The organism is Embleya sp. NPDC001921, assembly GCF_053594475.1.
Map to the genome: position 1 here is coordinate 69,138 of NZ_JBSFEO010000025.1, position 20,948 is coordinate 90,085.

The window sequence follows — 20,948 nt, forward strand, 5'->3', positions numbered from 1 at the left end:
GTACCGCATGTCGCTTGGCGATGTCGCATGGCGATGTCGTGTCGCCTCCTCGACCGCGACCACGTGACTCTCCCCCATTGGACCTTCCGTGCGGGTCTCCATCGTTCGTGGATCGAGAGAGAAGCAAGCACCCAAGACCGCGCCCTGAGCGAGCACATCCCACACCATCGGCCGGCTCGCCCTACCGGAGTGGGGACTTCGGCGACCCATCCTTGCCCAGGGCTTGCCCGCTCCGGTTCACCCCCCCCACCTGCGAGGATCCCTTCGACGCCCCCCTTGCCCAGGGCTTGCCCAATTCGGATCACGCGCCCTTCAGGCAGCAGCAGGGCCTTCGACTACCGACCCTTGCCCGGGGCTTGCCCACCGGCTCGCGGACGGTGTGCCGGATGCCGAGTCCGCGCGGGGGGCCGAATGACACAGGAGGAGTACGGGACATCCGCAATCACGCCGGCAGGTCGACGGCTCCGTCCGGCGCAATGGACGCCCGTCGCCCGGTGGTTGCGGTTCGAAGTCGGCGACTTCGACGACCTTCGCCCGCCCGAGCCCGCCCGAGCCCGCCCGAGCCCGCCCGAGCCCGCCCGAGAGGGACGGTACCGGCCGTACACGGCGCTCAGCGCGGCGATGCGTCCAGGTAGGTGAGGACGGCCAGCACGCGGCGGTGGCCGGCGTCGGAGGCGGCCAGGCCGAGCTTGGCGAAGATGTTGCCGATGTGTTTGTGTACCGCGTTGTCCGACACCCGCAGACGCGCCGCGATGGTCGTGTTGTCGAGACCCTCGGCGATCAGGCCGAGGACTTCCCGCTCACGTGTGGTCAGCGTCGCCAGAGGATCGTCCCGGCGGCGGACGACCTGCGCGATGACCTCCGCGTCGAGCGCCAACCCTCCCGCCGCGACCTTGCGCAGGGCGTCGACGAACTCGGCGACCCGGCCGACCCGGTCCTTCAACAGGTAGCCGACGCCCTGGTGGCCGGTGGACAGCAGTTCGGTCGCGTACGTCTGCTCGATGTACTGCGACAACACCAGGATGGGGAAGTCCGTCCGTAGACGCCGCAGCGCGATCGCCGCCTGCAGGCCCTCGTCGCGAAACGACGGCGGCAGGCGTACGTCGACGATGGCCGCCTGGGGATCGTGCTCCTCCACCGCCGCGAGCAGGTCGTCGGCCGTCTCGACGACCCGGGCGACCTCGAAGCCGTGTTTGGCGAGGATGAGTTGCAGACCCTCCGCGAGCAGCACGTTGTCCTCGGCGATCACCAGCCGCACGGCAGCTCCGCCGTGATGGCCGTGGGGCCGCCGGCCGGGCTGTCCACCGTGACCTCGCCGTCGAGCGCCGACGCGCGACGGCGTATACCCGCCAGCCCGGTACCCCGCGCCTCGTCGGCGCCGCCCGCCCCGTCGTCGGTGATCCGGATCCGCAACCGGCCGTCCTCGCGTTCGACGGTGACCGTGGCGGCGGAGGCCCGACTGTGCTTGGCCGCATTGGTCAGCGCCTCGACGACCGTGAAGTAGGCGACGGTCTCGACCGCGGCGGGTATGTCACCCAGCTCGCCCATGTCGAGCCGGGCGGGCACGCCCGAACGCGCGACGACCGCGGTCAGCGCCCCGGAAAGCCCCCGGTCGGCGAGGATCGGCGGGTAGATCGTGCGAATCACGTCGCGGAGTTCGGCCAGGGTGGCCTCGGCGCTCGCGTGTGCGCGTTCGATCAGAGCCTCGGCCGTGTCCGGTTCCTCGCGCACCGCCTGTCGTGCCAGGTCGAGATGCATCGTCATCGCGACGAGCCTACCTTGGGCACCGTCGTGCAAGTCGCGCTCGATCCTGCGCAGTTCCGCGCCGTGCGCGTCGAGGACGTCGGCGCGGGTCCGGGTCAGCGTGGCCGCGCGAAGCGCCAACCGCTCCGCCTTGGACGGCGCGAGGAGACGATTCTGCGCCCGCGCGAGCGGCGGCAGCACGAAGCACGCCACAGCGCCCAGGAGGACGACCTGAACGCTGCCGAGCAACAGCGCGTGACCCCAGTCGTCGATCGGTACGTCGATCCACAACCGCGGGCGGTTCGCGGGCGAGAACGCCCACCAGGCGGTCGTGCCGATCACGCCGACGACGACGTTGCCGATAACAAGCAGGGCCAGGAGGCCCGCCGGAACGCCCGTCAACGCGTTGATCGCCAGCCGGCGGCGCGTGGTCGGCGAGGACTCGCCCGGTACGCCGAGCCAACGCCGGGCGGCGGACCGCCGACGCTCCGCCCAGTTGCCCGCCGCCCCCGGACGCGGGAGGAAGAAGAGACCACCGAGCGCGGCGACCAGGTTGCCGATCAGGTAGGCACAGGCACGCAACGCGTTCGCTCCATACATGACGGTCAGTATCGCCACCGGGCTCCGGCCCCGGCACTACAGCAGGCTGTACCGGAACACCTCCAGCCGGCGGTATCGGCGCCCGCCCCGGCCGCGCCTAACTTTCCAGGCATGAAACGCCACCTTCACGCCGTACCGCTGACATTGACGCTGGCGCTGGGCGCCACCGCGGCCGCCGTCCTGATCGCTCCGCCCGCCGTGGGCGCGGCGGCGACGCCACCATGCTCTCCGACCGCCGTCGGCAACGCAGCCGTCGCCACCACCGCCGTCGACAACACAGCCATGAGCAGCGCGGCGAGCGGCAGCGCGGCGAGCGGCAGCACCGCCAACGGGAGTACAGCGCACGGGAGTACAGGAGCGCACATCCCCGCCGGCACCCTCGACCTGCCCGACTACCCGAAGCTGCATCGCAACGCCGAGGCGGTCTCGGCGCTGGGAATCCCGGCTGTTCAGGCGAGGGCGACGACCCGCTACGCCACCTGCGCCGCTCGCGTCGGCGTCGCCGATGTGCGCACCGGACGTGCGATCCCCGCCGACGGGGCGTTCCGGATCGCCAGCACGTCCAAGTCCTTCACCGCCACCGTGGTCCTCCAACTCGTGGGCGAGGGACGCCTTGGGCTCGACGACCGGGTCGAACGATGGCTGCCCGGGATCGTGGCCGGCCGACCGATCACGGTCCGGCAACTGCTCCAGCACACCTCGGGCCTGCAGGACGCCCTCCCGACGTGGAATTCCAAGGCGGAGTACCTGCAGATGCGCTACCAGCGTTTCTCCACAAAGGACTTGGTGGCGAACGGGGTCGCCCTGCCGCAACTCTTCGACCCCGGCGATGGCTGGGCCTACTCCAACACCGGCTACATGATCGCCGAACTGCTCATCGAACGCATCACCGGGCAGCCCTGGGACCGCGAGTTCGACCGCCGCATCTTCCGGCCGCTGGGCATGCGACACACCTACTGGCCCGGGACCTCGCCGGACATCCGACTGCCCCACGCCAAGCAGTACCAGCGCTTCGACGACGAACTCGTCGACGTCACCTCCCAGATCCCCTCGTACCCGGCCGGCGGCATCGTGTCCACCACCCGCGATCTCGACACCTTCTTCCGGGCACTCCTCGGCGGACGCCTCCTGCGCCCCGCCGAACTGACCGCGATGAAGACCACCCGGCCGGTCGGCTCCGAGATCGAGGAGATCTGGCCCGACGGCCGGTACGGCCTCGGGCTCGTCTCCCGACCTCTGCCCGGCGGCGATCGCTACTGGGGCCACGACGGCGGCGACTCGGGATCCATCGTGATCCTCGGCGTCACCGAAGACGGTCGACGCGGGGCAGTGGTCTCCATGAACTTCGCCCTCGACGGCAGCAAGCCCGAAATGCTCTCCCAGCAACGCGCCGCCGAGAAGGTCGTCACCGACGCGCTCCGGCCGCGCGGGTAGCAGTCGCACAAGGTCGTGTGACTGTCGGTCGATTGATCGGTTCGTTGTTCCCCCGGGGCGTCGGCCGTGTGCCGTCGCCCCGGGCCGGTCCGGCACTCGTGCGGACATCTTTCCCCTCAGCGCGGGCGGCGTCCGGTGACGCGGTGCGGCGCGTCGGCGCGGTAGCCGCCGGCCCCGTCGCGTCACCTGGCGCGTGATCGTCGAGATCGGACGGTCCAGGCCCCCTGGAGCTCTCGGCGTGGGCGAGGCCGTCGGCGGCCCCGGTGCGATCTGCCGGCGCACCAGCCGGCGCACCTGCCGGGTGAGCCTGCCTCCCGGCATCACGGTCTCCTCCATGCTCCATGGGGGTCTCACGCTGGCGTTCACTTCCAAGCCATTGCACCGACCACATGAGGATCGTTGCATTAAACCTCAACACATTGCAACGAATTGTTGCCATCTACCTGCACAAATATTAACCTCTCGCAATGATCGAGTTGCCGACATCATGAATGCAACGTAGCTTTTCCCTCATCGGAAACGGCGGTCCGCAACGGACTCGCCGCACCACAGGGAGAGCACCATGCACAAGTTCGGCACCCCCACCCCCGTCACCGCCGTCCTGGACATCCCCTCCGGGCGCATCCGCCTCATCGCCGCCGACCGGACCGACACCACCGTCGAGGTCCTGCCCGCGGACACCTCCAGGGCCCACGACCGGAAGGCCGCCGAGCAGACCACCGTCGCATTCGCGGACGGCGTCCTGCGGATCCAGGCCGCGCCGGCGAACAACCGCGTCCTCGGCACCTCCGGATCCGTCGAGGTCACCGTGCGACTGCCCACCGGCTCCCGCGTCGACGCGAAGACCGCCGCCACCGACCTCCGCGGCGTCGGACGCCTCGGCGACGTCGCCCTCGACGGCGCCCAGGCCACCGTCAACCTCGACGAGTCCACCACCGCCCGCCTCACCCTCCAGGCCGGCGACGTCTCCATCGGCCGCCTCGACGGCCCCGCCGAGATCCACACCCGCAAAGGCGACATCCACATCACCGAAGCCACCCACGGCACACTCACCCTGCGCACCGAATACGGCGAAATCTCCGTCGGCGCAGCCCCCGGAGTCTCCGCCACCCTCGACGCCGGCACCACCCACGGCCGCATCCACAACACCCTCCAGAACACCGACGGCACCACCGCCGCACTCGCCATCCACGCCACCACCGCCTACGGCAACATCACCGCGCGCAGCCTCTGACACGCACCCCACACACCCGAACCCCCGACACCGCGAGGGCTGCGCCAACAGCCACCCCGCACGGGTGATGGCGGTCGCGCTCTCGTGCCGGCCTGGTCGAGCGCCGACTTGTGCCCCGACTCGGCCGGGAGTCGAGGACGACCGCGCCCGAGCCGAACACCTGCGTGCCGACGAGTGTCCGCAGTGGTGGAGGGGCCGCCGGCAGGGAACGGGCGCCGGCCATCGCCGACCCTCACCACCGGCTGGAGGAAGGCCTTCGGCCGCGACATCGTGGCCGCCGACCGTGTGTTCGCGCTGCCGAGGCAGACTCGCCCCTGCGCCTCTCTTCGTGCAGCCGAGCCGCGTGGGCCGCTCAGGGCGCGACGTACCCGAATGGCGGCGATCATCGGAGACGTCGCAGACGCCCAATAGCCGTGTCGGGGCGATGTTTGTCCGTCCGTGTCGTGTGATATCGGCTCGCGGAGGTGGGCGCGGTGCCCGCTCCGAAGCCGGCCCCGGAAGGATTCCAGCATGCCCACGGTGACCACTCGCGACGGTGTCGAGATCTTCTACAAGGACTGGGGCAGCGGCCGTCCGGTCGTGTTCATTCACGGCTGGCCGCTGAACGGCGACGCGTGGCAGGACCAGATGAAGGCCGTCGTCGACGCCGGATTTCGCGGCATCGCGCACGACCGGCGCGGTCACGGTCGCTCGACGCCGGTGTTCGACGGCTACGACTTCGACACCTTCGCCGACGATCTGAACGATCTGATCACCCGGTTGGACCTGCGGGACGTCACGCTCGTGGCGCACTCGATGGGTGGCGGCGAACTCGCGCGATACATCGGGCGCCACGGCACGCAGCGGGTCAAGTCGGCGGTCCTGCTCTCCGCGATCCCGCCCCTCATGCTCCAGGGCCCGGACAATCCGGAAGGCGTACCGCAGTCCGTTTTCGACGACATCAAGAACGGCATCCTCACCGAGCGCTCGCAGTTCTGGAAGGACACCGCGGTCGGATTCTTCTCCGCGAACCGCGACGGCAACAAGGCCACCCAGGGCAACAAGGACGCGTTCTGGTACATGGCCATGGCCGAGACCATCCAGGGCGGCGTCGCGTGTGTCGACGCCTTCGCCCACACGGACTTCCACGAGGACCTCGAGAAGTTCGACGTTCCCACACTCGTCGTGCACGGCGACGACGACCAGGTCGTACCCATCGACGCCACCGGTCGCAAGAGCGCGAAGATCATCCCGAACGCCACCCTCAAGGTCTACGAGGGCGGTTCCCACGGCATCGCCCTCGTCCCGGGCGACAAGGAGAAGTTCAACAGGGACCTCGTCGCGTTCCTCGAGAGCTGACACGGCACCCGGCCGGGTGGCGCCTCGGAACTCTTCGGCGCGCGACCCGACCGACTTGCCGTTGATGATGGCGATCGGTTGTCGGGAGTACGTGCGGCCCGCCCCGGATCCTGGGTTCCACTGACCGGGGCGGGCCGCGAGGTGATGCCTTCCTACGGCGAGGTGGCGGGCCTCGGCCCCAGGATCTTCGTCGTGGGGGTGGGCCGGGACCCGCGCGGGGGTGTTCCGATCAGTGCGCGAATCCTGTGCCAGGCGCGCGCCGACCGCGAGGGTCGTGCGGGGGCGGGCGACGTGATGTTGTTGTCGGTGACCTCGATCGTGACGTCGGCGTAGGCGTCCGTGTCAGCCGGGGCCACCGCCGGTGGGGCGGTGCGCCGGGCCAACTCCTCCCGTGCCCGGCGCAGTTCGGCGTCCTTTTCCCGCAACTCCGCCAGGACGCTCGCCAGGGCCGGTTGTGCGGGGTTCCCCTTTCGGTACGCGTTCACCCGATCCCAGGCCTGGGACCAGGCGCGGACGGTGCCGCTGTCGGGTTCGGCGCCGGTGCAGACGACGACGAGGACGAGCAGCGTTTCCTTCGAGGTCGCGCGCTTGCCGGACAGGATCGCGCCCAGGGTGCTGCGCGGCAGGAAGCTGACGCCGTCCACGCGTGCGGCGTCCTCGAGTTCGCGCAGCGACCGGTAGCCGCGGGCCGTGCGCATCGCGCGCATGGCATGCAGCAACTCCAGGGGTTCCGAGATGTGTTCCGGAGGCAGCACCGTGCGCGCCGCCGGGGCCGGTTCGGGCCGCGCCGCGGCGGAGGTCGCGGCGTCGGTGGCTGCGGTCCACAGCCGTTGGGCCTTGTGGGTGTTGCCGTGGCAGACCTCGATGTAGGCGCGCACGGTTTCCCACGTGGGCGGCTTGATGCCCTGCTCGGCGCGAAAGAGTCTGGTGTGGGTGACCGTCCAGTCCTGACCGGTCGTCATCTGCGCCATCTGACGAAGACTCAACCCCGCGCCCAGGCGCAGTGACCGGAGCCACTGCGCCTGGACCATTACGGGGTCGGGCTTCGTCAGGGCGCCGGTGGGGCGCCCCACGCCCGGATCAGGCGGTACGGCGCGGCGTGAAGACCGCGACCAGGCGACGGATGATTTCGGCGGCGATCAGGCCGCCGACGGTGAGGATCGTGGTCACGCTCTCCATCGTGTGTCCGCGGGCGGTCAGGCCCGCGGCGATGACGAGGATGACGACGACGACGATGACGGCCGACCCGGGCAGCGCCGGGCCGGTCTTCGGGGCCGGCGGGCAACCGCACAGCGTCCGCAGGTTCTTCAACGGCTTGTTCTTCAAGGAATGCACTCCCTCGACTCGTTGCCACTCGACGGAGTCCTCGGGGGGTGGTGATTCGCACGCCTTGCAGGACGTGCGAAGGCCGAGTACTCGGGGCCATCCTCAAGCCCCGGACCACATGGCGTAAAGCCGCGCCTACCCTGCGTGTTTCACGGTGTCCCACTTGGAAACGCAACAACTCTCCACTGTTTGCCCAGGTCGGCGACTTGGGCGAAGGGTGAGGCCGTTGCGTGTTCCATGCGTCGTCCGCGATCTATCGCTTTCGGGGACTGGTGTCGCGGCGCCTGGACGGGCAACCTCAGTGCGTAATCACCTTCCGGGCGGTGCGCCGGAGGGGAAAGCACGCCGATAGGACCGGACACGATCCGAGAGGGAGGCAGGACAGATGATGTGCATGGTGATCCTCGCGGTGGTCCCGCCCCAGGTGGTGGGGTCCGTGTCCTGCCTCGCGTTGCGATCCCCCTTCGTGTCGCGACCCCGCCTCGCGTCGCGATTGCCGCGAACCGGGCACCGACAGGGGGCCTTTCCGCAGCTCGCGCCGGAGCCCTGACTCTCGGCCGGGATCGCCGCCGGCCGCTGTCGCGAGGATGAAGGACGACGGTGAAGCCGCTTTCGCCGTCGTTCACATCGATGCCGCATGGGCGCCGGCGGTCGCCGCCTCCCATCGCCAGGCCCACATGGGCCCAAAAGGCATGTCGAACCACTCCCAGGTCACGCGTCGCCTCGCGCGCGGACCCTCGAACGCGGTCCACCCCGGCCGTTGCCACTCGACACAAACAGGGGAAACGGATGTCTCTCGTTGCAGCGAAGGCATCCCTGGGCACGGCCATTTCGTGGTCGTGCACCCGGCTTCCGCGGCTGATTCGTCCCATCGGGCCGAACCACGATCGCGTATTCAAGGAACGGGCGGAATCCCGCCGAGTCGATCGGGACAGGTGAAACACCCGCGGGCCGAACCCGGCATGGCCCCGCGTTTCCCGAGATCGCCCGGGGTGCGTGCGCACAGCCGTGTCCCACCAGCCCGAACCCCGCCGAAGGGCGCTGTTCGGCGCGCCCCGGCTCGCTGCCGTGCGTCCGGCGGATCCGAGTCGGGCGCGGTCGAGGCCTTGCCGCCGACCGCGGTGGTCGATTGACCCACGGCAGATGGCAAATGGCCGCGTTTTCCGGGCAGTTCGTCGGTTTTGTGGCGGCAGGTCGGGGCGGGTTCTACCGTGGGTGGGTGGCCGCTGATCCGGTGACACCTTCGACTCCGCCGGGGCGACGCCGTCGGTCCGGCACGTGGCGGGCTCGGTGGCGGGCTCTGCCGCGTGTGCCCTTCCGGTCGTCGGCCGAGGCCGGGCGGGCTCCGGCCGAGTCCGATGCGGACGGCCTGATCCGGGTCTTGGTGATCGTCCGCAGGCTCGTGCTGTTGGGGTCGGCCGCCGCGGCGTTCGCCGTGTCGCGGCTCGTCGAGCCGAATCCGTGGAACCTGGACGTGCTGGAGCGCGGATTCCTGTCCTGGGAGGTCGTCCCGGCCGCGATCGGCTGGTGTCTGGTCGCCGCCGAGGTGGGGGCGACCGCCCGCGGCTTGCTGATCCGCGTCTGCGCCTGGGCGTTCGTGATCCTGACCGTGTCGATGGGAGTTCTGATCCTCATCGCCGTGGCCGTCTTGATCGCGCCGTTCGTCCCCGTCGCCGACACGACCGAGAAGGTCGTGGCGGTGTCGCCGGACGGTCGGACCCGGGCGGTACGGGTGGATTACGAGAGCAATGCCTACCGCGACCGCCGGTACGACCTGGTGGTTCGCGTAGTCGTGGGCCTGGACCGGAGCACCTGGATCCTTGATGGATGCAACGAGGCGAGGAGCGCGATCACGAACGTGCGCTTCCTCGGCAACCGCACCCTGGAGTACACCCCGGCGCAGGGCCCGCCGGTGCGGGTCCACTTCGATCGGAACGCGAAGGCCGACCTCCAGAGGTGCCCGTAAGACGTGTGCGGGGCTTGTGCCTCACCCGGAATCGGGGCGAATCGCACCGGGTGACATGGTGATGACGACCTTCGCGCGGGCGTGTTCCACCTCCAGGTGTCGGATGGCTTCGGGCGCCTCGTCGAACGCGTAGGTCCGGTCGATGGCCGAGCGGACCTTCTCCGAACCGGCGAGTTCCGCCAGCGCCTCCAGGTTCTCCCGACTCGCCTTCGCGGTCAGGACCAGCACCTTGTGACGTGCGAGACGCGACGCCGCGTACCCCTTGACGATCAGGCCCATCGGGCCGACCAGGCTTCCGCCCTCGGACGTCCCCCCGCCGGAGAGTACGAGAGCCCCCTCCGCGGTCAGCACGCTTCGCAGGTCCTTCAGGGTCCGATTTCCCACCAGGTCGAACACCACGTCGTACCGCGCGTCGGCCTTCGTGAAGTCCGCTCGGGTGTAGTCGACCACATGGTCCGCGCCGAGCGACCCGACCAGATCCACGTTCCGGGTGCTGCACACACCCGTCACCTCCGCGCCGAACACCTTGGCCATCTGGACCGCGAACGTACCCACGCCACCGGACGCGCCGTTGATCAGGACCCGGTGCCCCGGCCGCACCCGAGCCGCGTCCCGCAGGCCCATCAGCGCGGTGTTCGCCGCCAGCGGCAGCGCGGCCGCCTGCTCGAAGGTCACGTTCGACGGCTTCGGCGCCACCAGGTGCTCCGGCGCCGCGACGTACTCCGCGAACGCGCCCTCGACCTCTCCGAACACCTCGTCTCCGGGGGCGAACCGCTTCACCCGCTCGCCGACCGCCTCGACCACACCCGCGAAGTCCGTACCCCGGATTCGCATCTTCGGCCTGGTCGGTCCGAACGCCAGTCGTGCGAGGTACGGGTCGCCCCGCATGACGTGCCAGTCGCGCGCGTTGACCGACGCCGCCCGGACCCGGACCCGGACCTCGTGGCCCGCGACCGTCGGCTTGTCCACCTCCTCGACCCGCAACACGTCGGGTGAGCCGTATCGGTCCTGGACGATCGCCTTCATCGAATCTCCGTCCCGCGCGGATGGATGCCGAACGACTCGTCTCGCCCGGCACGACAAGACGCTAGAGGAGCGAAGTCCGCACAGGCATCGGGGACTTTCCCTAGTGGTTCGGCCCGACAGGCACGGGGACTGCTCCGCCGCAAGGTCATCGGGTCGCGGGCGTCCCCGCCTGGGCGCGGACGGGTGCGCGAGGCGACCCGCCGGGTCGAAGTGGTTCGAACGACGGGTGCCCGTGTCGCCGTATGCCCGGGTGCATCGCCTCGCGCGGCTGATGTAACGACGTCTCGGCCGGCGGGCGACACACCGAGGCTTACTCGTATTCGAACACATGTGCGTACGATTGATCGCGTGGTCGAGGAACTGAAGGACGCGCCTTTGGCGAAGAGGATCACCGCGACGCGCCCTGCGCGCGACACGGAGGCGAAGGCCCCTGTGCGGACGAAGATCGCCCGCTCTCGGATCAGGACGGTCCGGCGACACTCCTGGACACGCGGGACGGGTGCCCGCGCGGTCGTCGTGCCGAAGCGGCCACAGCTCGCGGACCACGCTTGGCCTGTCGTGGACATCGCCTGGAGGGAGCGCACGCTGCCGACTCTCCTCGACGACGCCGGACTGCCCTTCTACCGCCGGCACCAGGTCCTCTACGACTATCCGGACGTCGCGGCCCGCGTCGTCCGAATGCAGCTCGCCGCAGACCTCGAGGCCCTGCGCCAGGGGTACGCCACGGCGAGGGTGTGGTGCCGGGACGCGGGACTGCCACCGCACGCCGTCGAGGAGCTCCTCTCCTTGTACGCGACGCTCGGCACCATCCAGCACGAGATCATCGACCGCACGGAGGCCCTTTTCCGGGAGCGGGACCGCGGCGAGCGCCAAGATCGGTGATCAGGCGGGGTGGGCGTCGTCATGTGCCCGCTCTCCCCCGCTGGAATCCTCTCCGGCTCACCCCAACCCGCGTGGGGACTTCCCGGCGTCCTTGGAGCGACTGCGGCCCTCCCCCTTCCCGATACCCGCCGGAGGCGACAGCGCGGCATTCGCCACAACCGGGCCCGCACGCGAAGCCGCCGCACGCGCGGGGCCCAGTGCCGACGCCAACTTGCCGCCGAGCACGATGTAATGGCGGTGTGGCGTCGGCACGGTCACCGGGCCGCGTGCCGCTGCCACGGTGCCTGCGCCGGCGAGTGGCGTGCGGAGCGCGGGGGCATCGCTCGATCCCGCATCCGGCGCAACGGTGACTCGCTGTCCGAACGTGTTCGTCCTGTGCGTCGGCTCGGTTGTACCGGACGGGGTCGAGAGGAGGAGGTGTTGTCGGGGGCGCGGCTGTGCGACGTCGGGAGCATGGGTGTGCTTGCCCCGACGAAGCAGCGACCGGATTCCTCGCCGAGGGGCACCCCGCGTGCGGGCGTGTCCGGCCTGCCTGGCTTGTTCGCGGAGGGCGCGGGCGTTCTCGATCTCCCGACGGCGAGCCAACAGGTTCGTGGTTTCCAGGCCGGTCGCCTCGTCGAGGTGGTGGCGCAGATGGTTGAACGTGGCGACCAGCCCCGGGGCTGCGGCGATCTCCGCAGCGATGGGCGGTCCCAGTCTCGCCACCATGAGGCTGGCGTCCCCTGCTTGATCACCGGCGATGTAGACCTTGGCTTTCGCCACCGCGTAGGTCTCGTGTTTGCCTGTTGCGGCGTAGGGGCTGATCTGTTCGGCGACCGCCTTGTCGTCCAACAGGCGTAGTCGGGGGAATCGCGCGAAGGCCGGGTGCTGAGCCGCCCGACGCGACGAGGTCTTGTCGTACCCCGGTTTGCCTCTGCGAGCGGCCTTCCTGTCCGCCTTGAGGATGTTGGGCATGAACGAGTGGTTCACACCGCCGAATCTGAACGCTTCGATATGGGAGAGTTCGTGCAACACGTGCGTGATCGCCGCGTATTCGGGCGAGTCGTCAATGACGTGCTCGATACCCCCGACGACTCCCTCGGCCAGCCGATCCCGGTGGCCCTCTCCTCCGAAATACGGCGCATGCAGGTGAACCGCCCCGACCTCGGTCGCGTGAGCCGCGTACAGGTCGCCGCCCCACTCGGTGGCGTGGACCCCCAGGAAGCCGAGGTTGTCGTGCCCCGGATGCAGCCCGGACCAGTGACCGGCGGCCACGGCGACGAATTTGGCGATGTACAGGTCCGCACCGGTCATATCGACAACGACGTCGCCGACATCGTGGCCGAACTTGGCGTGCAGCAACTCCCCCACCTCGGCCACGGAACGCGCGGCCAGCACCTGGCGGTAGAACGGATCGTCGGGCGTGATCCCACGAGGAGCCCGGAACGAGGACGGCCGGGAGTCCTTTCCGACTCCGACCGCCTTGAGGACGGGGTCCCCGGCACGGTAGTTCTTCACATATTGCTTCACTGGAGGGCCCTTCGCCCCGACGGCACCGGCAACCCCGAATCGCGCGGTGCACGCCCCTGGCCGAAGAGAGGTCCGAGCAAGCTCCCATGCGGCCGTGAACTCACCGAGCCGTCCCGCCTACGCCATCACTTCGCATCCTCGCGCCCATCACCCGACCACCATGAAACGACACCTTCAAGCCTCGCTCGGTGATCCGATCCTCGGTCGGCGGCGTCGATGCCACGTGAACCCCCATGTCGTCGGAGGCCGATCGTAGTTGGCAACTCCGCGAGGTCACGCCCAGATGCGTGGGCGGCCCATGGCCGTGTACGCGTGTCCACACCCGGTCGGCCTCGCGGTTCGCACCCGGGTCCTGCGTGCGGCCGTAACAGGGGCGCGCCGCACCCTGGCCTGCGGGCTCTCAGTCGCCCGCCGACGGCCCGGTCCGCCTCCACGACCGGTGCTGCGGTGGGGCGTTGGAGGGGGGTGAGGTATGGATGCCGGTAGGGCTTCCACGAAGTGGACTTTCCTGTGTTCTGTTGTCGCCCATCCGGCCCCACCCCCCATGACCGCGGACTTCGAAGGTGCTCTGACCGGCCTCGATCAACGGAGATCGTATCCCGCCCCTCCGACAGAGGCGTTGCCGTGAAGGCGACTCGACCCGACCCGACTCGACCCGACCCGTGAGCCCAGGCTCCGGGAGTCGTGGGCGTCAGTAGGCGTCAGTAGGCGTCAGCGGGCGTCGGCAGGCGTCACGGGTGCAAGCGGGCGTCAGTGTTCGAGCATCGCCGCGGCGAGCCGGTCGGCCGCCGTTTCGGGGATGGCGGTGCCCATCTTGTCGAGGACGAGCAGGCGTGCGCCGCGGATTGCCGTGGCGAGTGCCTCGCCGTTGCCCACGGGAAAGAACGGGTCGTCACGTCCGTGCACGACGAGGGTCGGGAGGGTGAGTTCGCCCAGGCGCTCGCGCCAGCGCGGCGCGCAGTCGAGGCGCGCGAACACCATCGCGAGCTGATTCGCCTGTTGTACGGCCGGTTCGACCGAGGGCGTGCGGTCCCAGATCCGGGCCGCGGTTGCGCGTGCCTGGTCCGGGTCGTTGCCGAGCAACTCGGCGCCTTCGGCGGCGTACGCCGCGACCGCTGTCCGGTCAATCCAGTCGGGCCTGGGGCGGGAGAACAACGCGCGCATCCTCGCCGCGTCGTGGTCCGGCAGATCGTCGTCGACCGGGCCGGGCGCGACCGGCCGCGTGCCCACCAGGGTCAGCGCCGAGAACGCGTCCGGATGGTCGAGCGCGGCGACCTGGGCGACCATGCCGCCGACGCCGATTCCGGCGAGGTGGGCCGTCGTGGCGCCGAGGGCACCGGCGAGCGCGGCGGCGTCGGCGGCGAGATCGCGCAGGTTGTACGCCGGTGCCTCCGGGTCGACGGACGTCGAGGCTCCGCAATCGCGCAGGTCGTAGCGGACCACCCGTCGTCCGCCCGCCGCAAGCCGCTCGCACAGCGCATCCGGCCACGAGAGCATGGTGGTTCCGCCGGCCAGGAGGACGAGCGGATCGGTGTCGCGACCGAAGCTCTCGATCCCGAGTTCGACGCCGTTCGCCCGCTGTGAGGTCATGCGTGATCGTACCAACGCACACACGTCGACGCCGGGACGCGCGTGCCGGTCGGCCGTCCGACGCCTCGCTCCGCTCCGGGGGCGCCGCCGTCGACGGTGCTCGCTTCCCAGGCGTCGACGGACGCATCCACGGGGACTGCCGACGATCGCGCCGTGTGGGCGCCTCCCGGCGACGGCGGTCCGGGGTCCACACACCGCGCTGCCGTTCGTGTTCGTGTGTTCGCGTGTGGGTGTGTCGGGTCAGACGGGCAGGTGCTCGGCCAGTTGCTTCCACTGCCGGATCGGTGGGGAGTCGGGGGTGGAGGTTACGAGGTGGAGGCTGACGTGGTCGGCTCCGGCGTCGAGGTGTGCTTGCACGCGGTGGGCGATGTCCTCGGCGCGGCCGTGGGCCACCAGGGCGTCCACGAGTCGGTTGTCGAGGGCTTCCGGGTGTTCGTGTCCGAGTCCGCGCAGGAGTCGGTGGCGGTTCGGCAGGGCGGCCGCGGCGGTGGCGCGGGCCGGGTCGGCGGTGGTCGCTTGGTCGTCGCCGAGCACGCACAGTTGGGTGATGGCCAGGAGGCCGTCGGCTCCGAGGATGCTTCTCGCGGTGCGGGTGTACTCGATGGGCATGCCCAACACCGTTGCGCCCCGGGCGCGTTCGGCGGCGAGGGCGAGCATGTCGGGGGCCAGGGCGGCGAGTACGCGGTTCGGCGAGGCGACCGTGTCGGGTGGCCCGAACGGGGCGGCGTCCAGCGCGTCGAGGTAGGAGCGCATGGTGGCCAGGGGCGGGCCGAAGCGGTGGCCGCGGATGTCCTGGGCCAAGCTGGGGTGGCTGTCCCACAGGCCGAGCAGGAAGCGCCCGGGGAACGCCTCGTCCAGGGTGCGCTGCGCGGCGGCGGTCGTGATCGGGTCGCGGGCGTAGATGTCGGTCATGCCGGCGGCCACGGTGATGTGCCGGGCGGCCGCCAGGAGGATCGCGGCCTGGGCCATCGCCTCCCGGCCCGTGGTCTCGGGGAACCACAGGGCGCCGAAGCCGAGTTCCTCGATCGCGGTGGCGGCCGAACGGATCTCGGGTGCGGGAAGACGGTCGAAGTCCCCTGCCCAGATCCCGACGCGCCCGAGGCCGTGGGTGCCGGTGCCGGTGCCGCCGCGAATGTGCGTGCGGGTGCTCATGCGTCCTGTCCGGCGGCACGCTCGGAGGCGAGGAAAGCGGCGATCCGGGCCGCGCCGGTGCGCTCCAGCCAGGTGTGGAAGTCCAGCACGCCCGGGTGGATCCTCCGGGTTGCGGGGATGTCCGCGCGGTAGCCGCGTTCGTTGAGCCATTCGTTGGCGTAGGCGAAGTCTTCGCTCAGGGCCCGGATCGCGTCGATCGGAATCTGTACGTAGGGAAGCGGTATGCCGAGTGCCTTCCCGATGGCCGCGGCGATCCGAACCGGCGTGAGTTCGTCTCCCGCGAGCGGGACCGCCCGGCCGATCCATTCCTTCGGCCGGGCGAACGCCAGTGCGGTGACGGCGCCGACGTCGTCGACGGCCATGATCTGCTGGGGGACGTCGGGGGCGAGCCCGGTGGACAGGTTCCCGTTCCGCAGCGCGTAGCCGCCGGTGAAGTTCTCCATGAAGGACACCGGCCTCAGGATCGTCGCGGGCAGGCCGAGCGCGGCGATGTGCCGCTCGATCCGCCACTTGCAGGCCACGTTCACCGGAAGCTTCTCCTCGCGGTGTCGGTCGGCTCCGGCGACCGAGGTGAAGACGAAGTGTCCGATACCCGCGGCCCGCGCCGCCTCGGCGACGTTGATGCCCCAGGTCACCTCGTCCTCGGTGGTGAAGTCCGGTGCGGTGCCCGGCGATCCGACGGTGGGCTGGACGCTGAACAGGCCCCAGGCGCCCTCGGCCGCGGCGGTCAGGGAGTCGACGTCCTCCATCCGTGCCCGCACCACCTGCGCGCCTGCCTGTGCCAGGGCAGCGGCCCGCGCCCCGTTCGGGTCGCGTGTCAGTGCCCGCACCTGCCGGCCGTCGCGGAGCAGGTGATGTACGACGGTCCTGCCCTGCAGGCCGGTTGCTCCCACGACCACGACGGTCTTCCGTGTCGGCTTCACGTTTCTTTTTCTCCATCGTTTCCGTGCGCGAGGGAGCCGCACCATAAGTGGGGTGGCCCTCCATTTGTCGTTCGCTACGATATGGAGGACCACCCCATTTTTCAAGCCGCCAGGAGTGACCGTGCCCAAGGACGCCGCCCCACCCGGCCGACCGATGCGCGCCGACGCCCGCCGCAACGTCGAGAAGCTCGTGGCCGCCGCCGGGGCCCTGATCGCCGAGTACGGCGCCGACGCCTCGCTGGAGGAGGTCGCCCGCCGCGCGGGAGTCGGATCGGCCACGCTGCACCGCCACTTCCCCTCCCGGCAGGCTCTCCTGGAGGCGGTCTTCAAGGACCGCGTGGAGGCCCTGTGCGCGAAGGCCGACGATGTGCTCGCCGAACCCGACCCGGGTCGGGCGTTGTCCACCTGGCTGCACGCCGTCGGCGCGCATGCCGTGGCCAACCGGGGCCTGGGGGCGTCCCTGATGCGCGACGGGGACCCGGGGCTGGGCGAGACCTGCCACGACATGATCACCAAGGCGGGTGACGCGCTCCTTGTCCGCGCCCAGGCGGCGGGTGCCGTGCGCCCGGACATCACCATCACGCGGTTGCTCAAGCTCGTCGGCGCCATCGCGCTCGCCACCGAGCAGGATGTCGACGGTCCGGTCGAGGCCGATCTGCTGCTCTCGATCGCGATCGACGGAGTACGGGTGCGCTGACCCTGGTCGGCTCGGATGGCGACAACACGCGACCGAGGGCGGCGTACGCCGACGCGGTGTCGGTGTACGCCGCCCTCGAGGGGACGAGTCGCGGGGGATGGCCCGCGCGGTCGTCCGGGCTAATGCCTCGGGTCGCGGTTGAAGACCGCCTTCGACCAGAAGTAGCCGAGCACGGTGAGGCCCAGGCACCAGGCGATGGCGAGCCATCCGTTGTGGCCGATCTCGGTGCCCAGCAGCAGGCCGCGCAGGGTCTCGATGGCCGGGGTGAACGGCTGGTACTCGGCGATCGGTTGGAACCAGCCCGGCATCGCGTCGATCGGGACGAAGGCGCTCGAGATGAGCGGCAGGACGATCAGCGGCAGCGCGTTGTTGCTGGCCGCCTCGGCGTTGGGGCTGACCATGCCCATCCCGACCGCGATCCAGGTGAGCGCCAGGGCGACCAGTGCCATCAGGCCGAACGCCGCGAGCCATTCCAGGGCCGTGGCGTCGGTGGACCGGAAGCCGATGGCCACGGCGACCACGCCCACCAGGAACACGCTGGCGATCGACTGCAGGACGCTGCCGATGACGTGCCCGATGAGTACGGATCCGCGGTGGATCGCCATCGTGCGGAAGCGGGCGATGATGCCCTCGGTCATGTCCATGGACACGGACACCGCGGTCCCGACCACCGTGCCGCCGATGGTCATCATCAGGATGCCCGGCACGACGTAGGCGATGTACTCGGAGCGGTCGGCGCCGCCGCCCATGCCCGCGCTCATCACGTCGCCGAAGATGTAGACGAAGAGCAGCAGCAGGATGATCGGCGTGAGCAGCAGGTTCAGGGTGAGGGACGGGTAGCGGCGCGCGTGCAGGAGGTTGCGGCGCAGCATGGTGTGCGAGTCGCGTACGGCGAGGGAGAGGGAGCTCATCGGACAGCCTCCTTCGGCTGGTCGGTGCCGCCGGTGAGGGCGAAGAAGACGTCGTCGAGGTCGGGGGTGTGCACGGTGAGTTCGTCGGCTTCGATGCCGGCGGCGTCGAGTCGGTCGAGGATGGAGCGCAGTTCGCGTTGGCTGCCGTCGCTGGGGATCTGCAGGGACAGCGCCTCGTCGTCCCGGGCGATTCCGCGCAGCGCGTCGGTGGCGCTCTTGTACGCGACGGGGTCGGCGAAGCGCAGTCGCACGTGCCCGCCGGGGATCATGCGCTTGAGTTCCTCGGCGGTGCCCTCGGCGGCGATCCTGCCGTTGTGGAGGACGGCGATGCGGTCGGCGAGTTCGTCGGCCTCGTCCAGGTACTGGGTGGTGAGGAAGACGGTGACGCCGTCGGAGACGAGTTCGCGGATGATGCCCCACATGTTGTGGCGGCTGCGCGGGTCCAGGCCGGTGGTGGGCTCGTCGAGGAAGATGATCCGCGGGTTGCCGACCAGCGTCATGGCGATGTCCAGGCGGCGCTTCATGCCGCCGGAGTAGGTGGAGGCGGGCTTCCTCGCGGCCTCGGTGAGGTCGAAGCGCTCCAGCAACTCGGCGGCGACCCGCCGTCCCTCGCGCTTGGACAGGTGGTGCAGGTCGGCCATGAGGAGCATGTTCTCCTCGCCGGTGATCAGCCCGTCGACCGCGGAGAACTGCCCGGTGACGCCGATCGCGGCCCGCACGCCGTTCGGTGACGTGGCGAGGTCGTGACCCGCTACCTGGGCCTGCCCGCCGTCGGCGCCGATGAGCGTGGACAGGATCTTCACCGCGGTGGTCTTGCCGGCGCCGTTCGGCCCGAGCAGCGCGAACACCGAGCCGGCCGGGATGCGCAGGTCGATGCCGTCGAGCACGACCTTGTCGCCGTACGACTTGCGCAGATCGGTGGCGGAGACGGCGACCGTCGGCACGTGACCGTCGGCCCGCCGGGACGTGGGCAGCATGGAAGAAGGCACGGGGCCCTCCATTCGAAGGCTGAAGTGGCTGGGGGATGGGGCGATCGAGGATGTGGCGCTCAGACCCGGGCGCGGCGTACGTCGATGTTGCCGTGGCGGGTGCGGGCGCGGATCTTGACGGCGTCGGCCGTCTTTTCCGGGGTGTCGGACGCGGCGAGCGAATTGCGCACCTGGCCGGAGTTGGAGCTGACGTCGAGCCAGGCGGCCGTACCCTCGCGGACGCCGACCTCGATGGCACCGTACGAGGTCTCCAACTGGACCGTGCCGGAGGCCACTTCGCCCACACGCAGGGTGCCGTGGGCGGTGGTGGCGGTGACCGAGTCCTCGGCGCGCCGGATCTCGATGTCGCCGTTGGCGCCACTCACCCGCAGTTCGCCGGTCACGGCCTCGACGGTCGTGGTGCCGTGCGAGTTCTTCAGTACGGCGGGGCCGTCGACGATGCCGACGCGCAGGCTGCCGGAGCTGGTGGTGATCTCGGCCGGGCCCTCGACCCGGTCCACGGTGATGGAGCCGTGCGACGCGATCAGGTTCAGCGGGCCGGTCGTGTCGAGACGGACGTCGCCGGAGGAGGTCTTCACGCGGACCTCGCCGAGCCGTCCTTCGCCGAGCACCTGGGTCCAGGCTCCGGTCGTGTCGATGCGCGAGCCGGTGGGCAGTTCGACCTTCACGTCGACGGTGCCGGTGCGGCCGAACAGACCGGACTTGGGCGTCGTGATGGTCAGCGCGCCGTTCGCGTAGGTGACCTCGGTCTGGTCGGTCGCCCGTACGTCCTGGTCCCGCTTCGGGTCCCGGGGTCGTACGTCGACCACGGTGTCGGGGCGGTCGCCCGCGGTGAACTGGATGGAACCCGCCTCCACGTGCGCGGTGATCGAGATGGGTTCGGGAGTGTCGAAAGAAGGCATGGCTGTCTCGTCCTCTTGGGTCTTCGGGACGTCCCCGCTGGTAGGACGTGATGTGGGTGGCGTGCTGGGGGCGAAGCGGTGGGGGTGCAGCGGTCGGGGTGAAGTGGTGCCGCGGATGGGGGTATTGCGGCTAGCGCACCCAACCGCTGAAGCTCTGTCCGATGCTCTGGGTCTTCTCCGTCGTACGTGGCCGCGCGCCGTCGACCGCGCCCGACACGGCCCGCACCAGCCACGCGTTGACCGACAGGCCCTCGCGACTCGCGGCCTCCTCGACACGCGCCTTGAGGTGGGCCGGCAGCCGCAGGTTGACGCGGGCGGCGGCCTCGTCGCCGTCGGCGGGCGCGCGAGCCCTGAACGGTTCGACCGGCGCGGCCGGCTCCGCGGCGGCGCCACCGTCGGCGGGCGGCGTCACCACGAAGTCCGGGTCCAGTCCGCGCAGCCGTATGTCGACCGACCCGGGGGCAAGCTCACGAGTGATCTCGTCCATCGCGGCGGAGAGCACGTTGAGCATGGTCAGACGGGTCGCCGACTCCAGCGGAGCGATAAGCCGCTCGGCCAGTTCGCGGGCATCTTCTCCGCCGGCTTCGGCGGCCACAGCGAGTTCGCGGCGGAGGTTGTCGACATACGGTGCGAGGTCCATGACGTCATCATGGCAGCACAATGGCGCCATATGCAAGCCCAGATGGCACCTTGCCTGGGGCAGGCCACGAAACAACGGCTCTACCT

At 70.3% G+C, this 20,948-nt stretch carries 19 protein-coding genes; 6 read left to right on the forward strand and 13 right to left on the reverse strand.

The genetic code is table 11. The features are described from left to right. Positions 1-610: 610 nt before the first annotated feature. Together ACWCPW_RS27340 and ACWCPW_RS27345 are read right to left on the reverse strand one after the other, a co-directional pair. A complete protein-coding gene (locus ACWCPW_RS27340) occupies positions 611-1,258 on the reverse strand; it encodes a response regulator transcription factor (protein WP_449764243.1) in 648 nt (215 codons plus the stop codon). Beyond that, positions 1,246-2,343 (reverse strand): sensor histidine kinase, encoded by a 1,098-nt coding sequence (locus tag ACWCPW_RS27345; protein WP_449764244.1) that lies wholly within the window; start codon positions 2,341-2,343, stop codon positions 1,246-1,248. Before ACWCPW_RS27345 ends, ACWCPW_RS27340 begins: the two co-directional genes overlap by 13 nt. A 111-nt stretch (positions 2,344-2,454) precedes the next feature. On the opposite strand from ACWCPW_RS27345, the gene ACWCPW_RS27350 reads away from it, so the two are divergent. The 3 genes from ACWCPW_RS27350 to ACWCPW_RS27360 all read left to right on the forward strand — a co-directional run bounded on the left by ACWCPW_RS27350 (position 2,455) and on the right by ACWCPW_RS27360 (position 6,349). Then, positions 2,455-3,777 carry a serine hydrolase domain-containing protein gene (locus ACWCPW_RS27350; protein ID WP_449764245.1) on the forward strand — a complete coding sequence of 441 codons (1,323 nt, stop codon included), beginning with the start codon at positions 2,455-2,457 and terminating at the stop codon, positions 3,775-3,777. A 562-nt stretch (positions 3,778-4,339) separates the two neighbouring features. Further along, positions 4,340-5,011, forward strand: a complete 672-nt coding sequence (locus ACWCPW_RS27355) for a DUF4097 family beta strand repeat-containing protein (RefSeq protein WP_449764246.1) — start codon at positions 4,340-4,342, stop codon at positions 5,009-5,011. A gap of 510 nt (positions 5,012-5,521) precedes the next feature. Then, complete coding sequence (locus tag ACWCPW_RS27360) at positions 5,522-6,349, forward strand: alpha/beta fold hydrolase (RefSeq protein WP_449764247.1); 828 nt, start codon at positions 5,522-5,524, stop codon at positions 6,347-6,349. A gap of 152 nt (positions 6,350-6,501) precedes the next feature. Here the strand turns inward: ACWCPW_RS27360 and ACWCPW_RS27365 are convergent, their stop codons facing one another. After that, complete coding sequence (locus ACWCPW_RS27365) at positions 6,502-7,320, reverse strand: hypothetical protein (protein WP_449764248.1); 819 nt, start codon at positions 7,318-7,320, stop codon at positions 6,502-6,504. A gap of 109 nt (positions 7,321-7,429) precedes the next feature. Continuing rightward, the gene (locus ACWCPW_RS27370; RefSeq protein WP_449764249.1) at positions 7,430-7,675 is read right to left on the reverse strand and encodes a hypothetical protein; all 246 of its coding nucleotides are present in this window, start codon (positions 7,673-7,675) and stop codon (positions 7,430-7,432) included. A 1,309-nt stretch (positions 7,676-8,984) separates the two neighbouring features. On the opposite strand from ACWCPW_RS27370, the gene ACWCPW_RS27375 reads away from it, so the two are divergent. Then, on the forward strand, positions 8,985-9,641 hold the full coding sequence (locus ACWCPW_RS27375; RefSeq protein ID WP_449764250.1) for a hypothetical protein: 657 nt from the start codon (positions 8,985-8,987) through the stop codon (positions 9,639-9,641). A gap of 21 nt (positions 9,642-9,662) precedes the next feature. Here ACWCPW_RS27375 and ACWCPW_RS27380 read toward each other — a convergent pair whose 3' ends face one another. Then, positions 9,663-10,667, reverse strand: coding sequence for an NAD(P)-dependent alcohol dehydrogenase (locus tag ACWCPW_RS27380; protein ID WP_449764251.1), 1,005 nt, complete (start codon positions 10,665-10,667; stop codon positions 9,663-9,665). A 348-nt stretch (positions 10,668-11,015) separates the two neighbouring features. On the opposite strand from ACWCPW_RS27380, the gene ACWCPW_RS27385 reads away from it, so the two are divergent. Next, complete coding sequence (locus ACWCPW_RS27385; protein ID WP_449764252.1) at positions 11,016-11,549, forward strand: hypothetical protein; 534 nt, start codon at positions 11,016-11,018, stop codon at positions 11,547-11,549. 57 nt (positions 11,550-11,606) lie between these two features. Here the strand turns inward: ACWCPW_RS27385 and ACWCPW_RS27390 are convergent, their stop codons facing one another. From ACWCPW_RS27390 to ACWCPW_RS27405, 4 genes are all read right to left on the reverse strand, one after another. Further along, positions 11,607-12,890 (reverse strand): hypothetical protein, encoded by a 1,284-nt coding sequence (locus ACWCPW_RS27390; RefSeq protein WP_449764253.1) that lies wholly within the window; start codon positions 12,888-12,890, stop codon positions 11,607-11,609. 918 nt (positions 12,891-13,808) lie between these two features. Continuing rightward, positions 13,809-14,648 carry an alpha/beta fold hydrolase gene (locus tag ACWCPW_RS27395; RefSeq protein ID WP_449764254.1) on the reverse strand — a complete coding sequence of 280 codons (840 nt, stop codon included), beginning with the start codon at positions 14,646-14,648 and terminating at the stop codon, positions 13,809-13,811. Between the two features lie 240 nt (positions 14,649-14,888). Then, positions 14,889-15,800, reverse strand: a complete 912-nt coding sequence (locus ACWCPW_RS27400) for a TIGR03620 family F420-dependent LLM class oxidoreductase (RefSeq protein WP_449764255.1) — start codon at positions 15,798-15,800, stop codon at positions 14,889-14,891. Continuing rightward, positions 15,797-16,723, reverse strand: a complete 927-nt coding sequence (locus ACWCPW_RS27405; protein ID WP_449764256.1) for an NmrA/HSCARG family protein — start codon at positions 16,721-16,723, stop codon at positions 15,797-15,799. The genes ACWCPW_RS27400 and ACWCPW_RS27405 overlap by 4 nt, the downstream gene beginning before the upstream one ends. Positions 16,724-16,844: 121 nt before the next feature. Between ACWCPW_RS27405 and ACWCPW_RS27410 the strand changes: the two genes are divergently transcribed. Further along, positions 16,845-17,420 carry a TetR/AcrR family transcriptional regulator gene (locus ACWCPW_RS27410; protein WP_449764257.1) on the forward strand — a complete coding sequence of 192 codons (576 nt, stop codon included), beginning with the start codon at positions 16,845-16,847 and terminating at the stop codon, positions 17,418-17,420. 119 nt (positions 17,421-17,539) lie between these two features. On the opposite strand, the gene ACWCPW_RS27415 is transcribed toward ACWCPW_RS27410, so the two are convergent. From ACWCPW_RS27415 to ACWCPW_RS27430, 4 genes are all read right to left on the reverse strand, one after another. Continuing rightward, positions 17,540-18,331 carry an ABC transporter permease gene (locus ACWCPW_RS27415; RefSeq protein ID WP_449764258.1) on the reverse strand — a complete coding sequence of 264 codons (792 nt, stop codon included), beginning with the start codon at positions 18,329-18,331 and terminating at the stop codon, positions 17,540-17,542. Continuing rightward, on the reverse strand, positions 18,328-19,308 hold the full coding sequence (locus ACWCPW_RS27420; RefSeq protein ID WP_449764292.1) for an ATP-binding cassette domain-containing protein: 981 nt from the start codon (positions 19,306-19,308) through the stop codon (positions 18,328-18,330). The genes ACWCPW_RS27415 and ACWCPW_RS27420 overlap by 4 nt, the downstream gene beginning before the upstream one ends. Before the next feature lie 71 nt (positions 19,309-19,379). Further along, on the reverse strand, positions 19,380-20,222 hold the full coding sequence (locus ACWCPW_RS27425) for a DUF4097 family beta strand repeat-containing protein (protein WP_449764259.1): 843 nt from the start codon (positions 20,220-20,222) through the stop codon (positions 19,380-19,382). A 130-nt stretch (positions 20,223-20,352) separates the two neighbouring features. Further along, complete coding sequence (locus ACWCPW_RS27430; protein ID WP_449764260.1) at positions 20,353-20,862, reverse strand: hypothetical protein; 510 nt, start codon at positions 20,860-20,862, stop codon at positions 20,353-20,355. Positions 20,863-20,948: the final 86 nt, after the last annotated feature.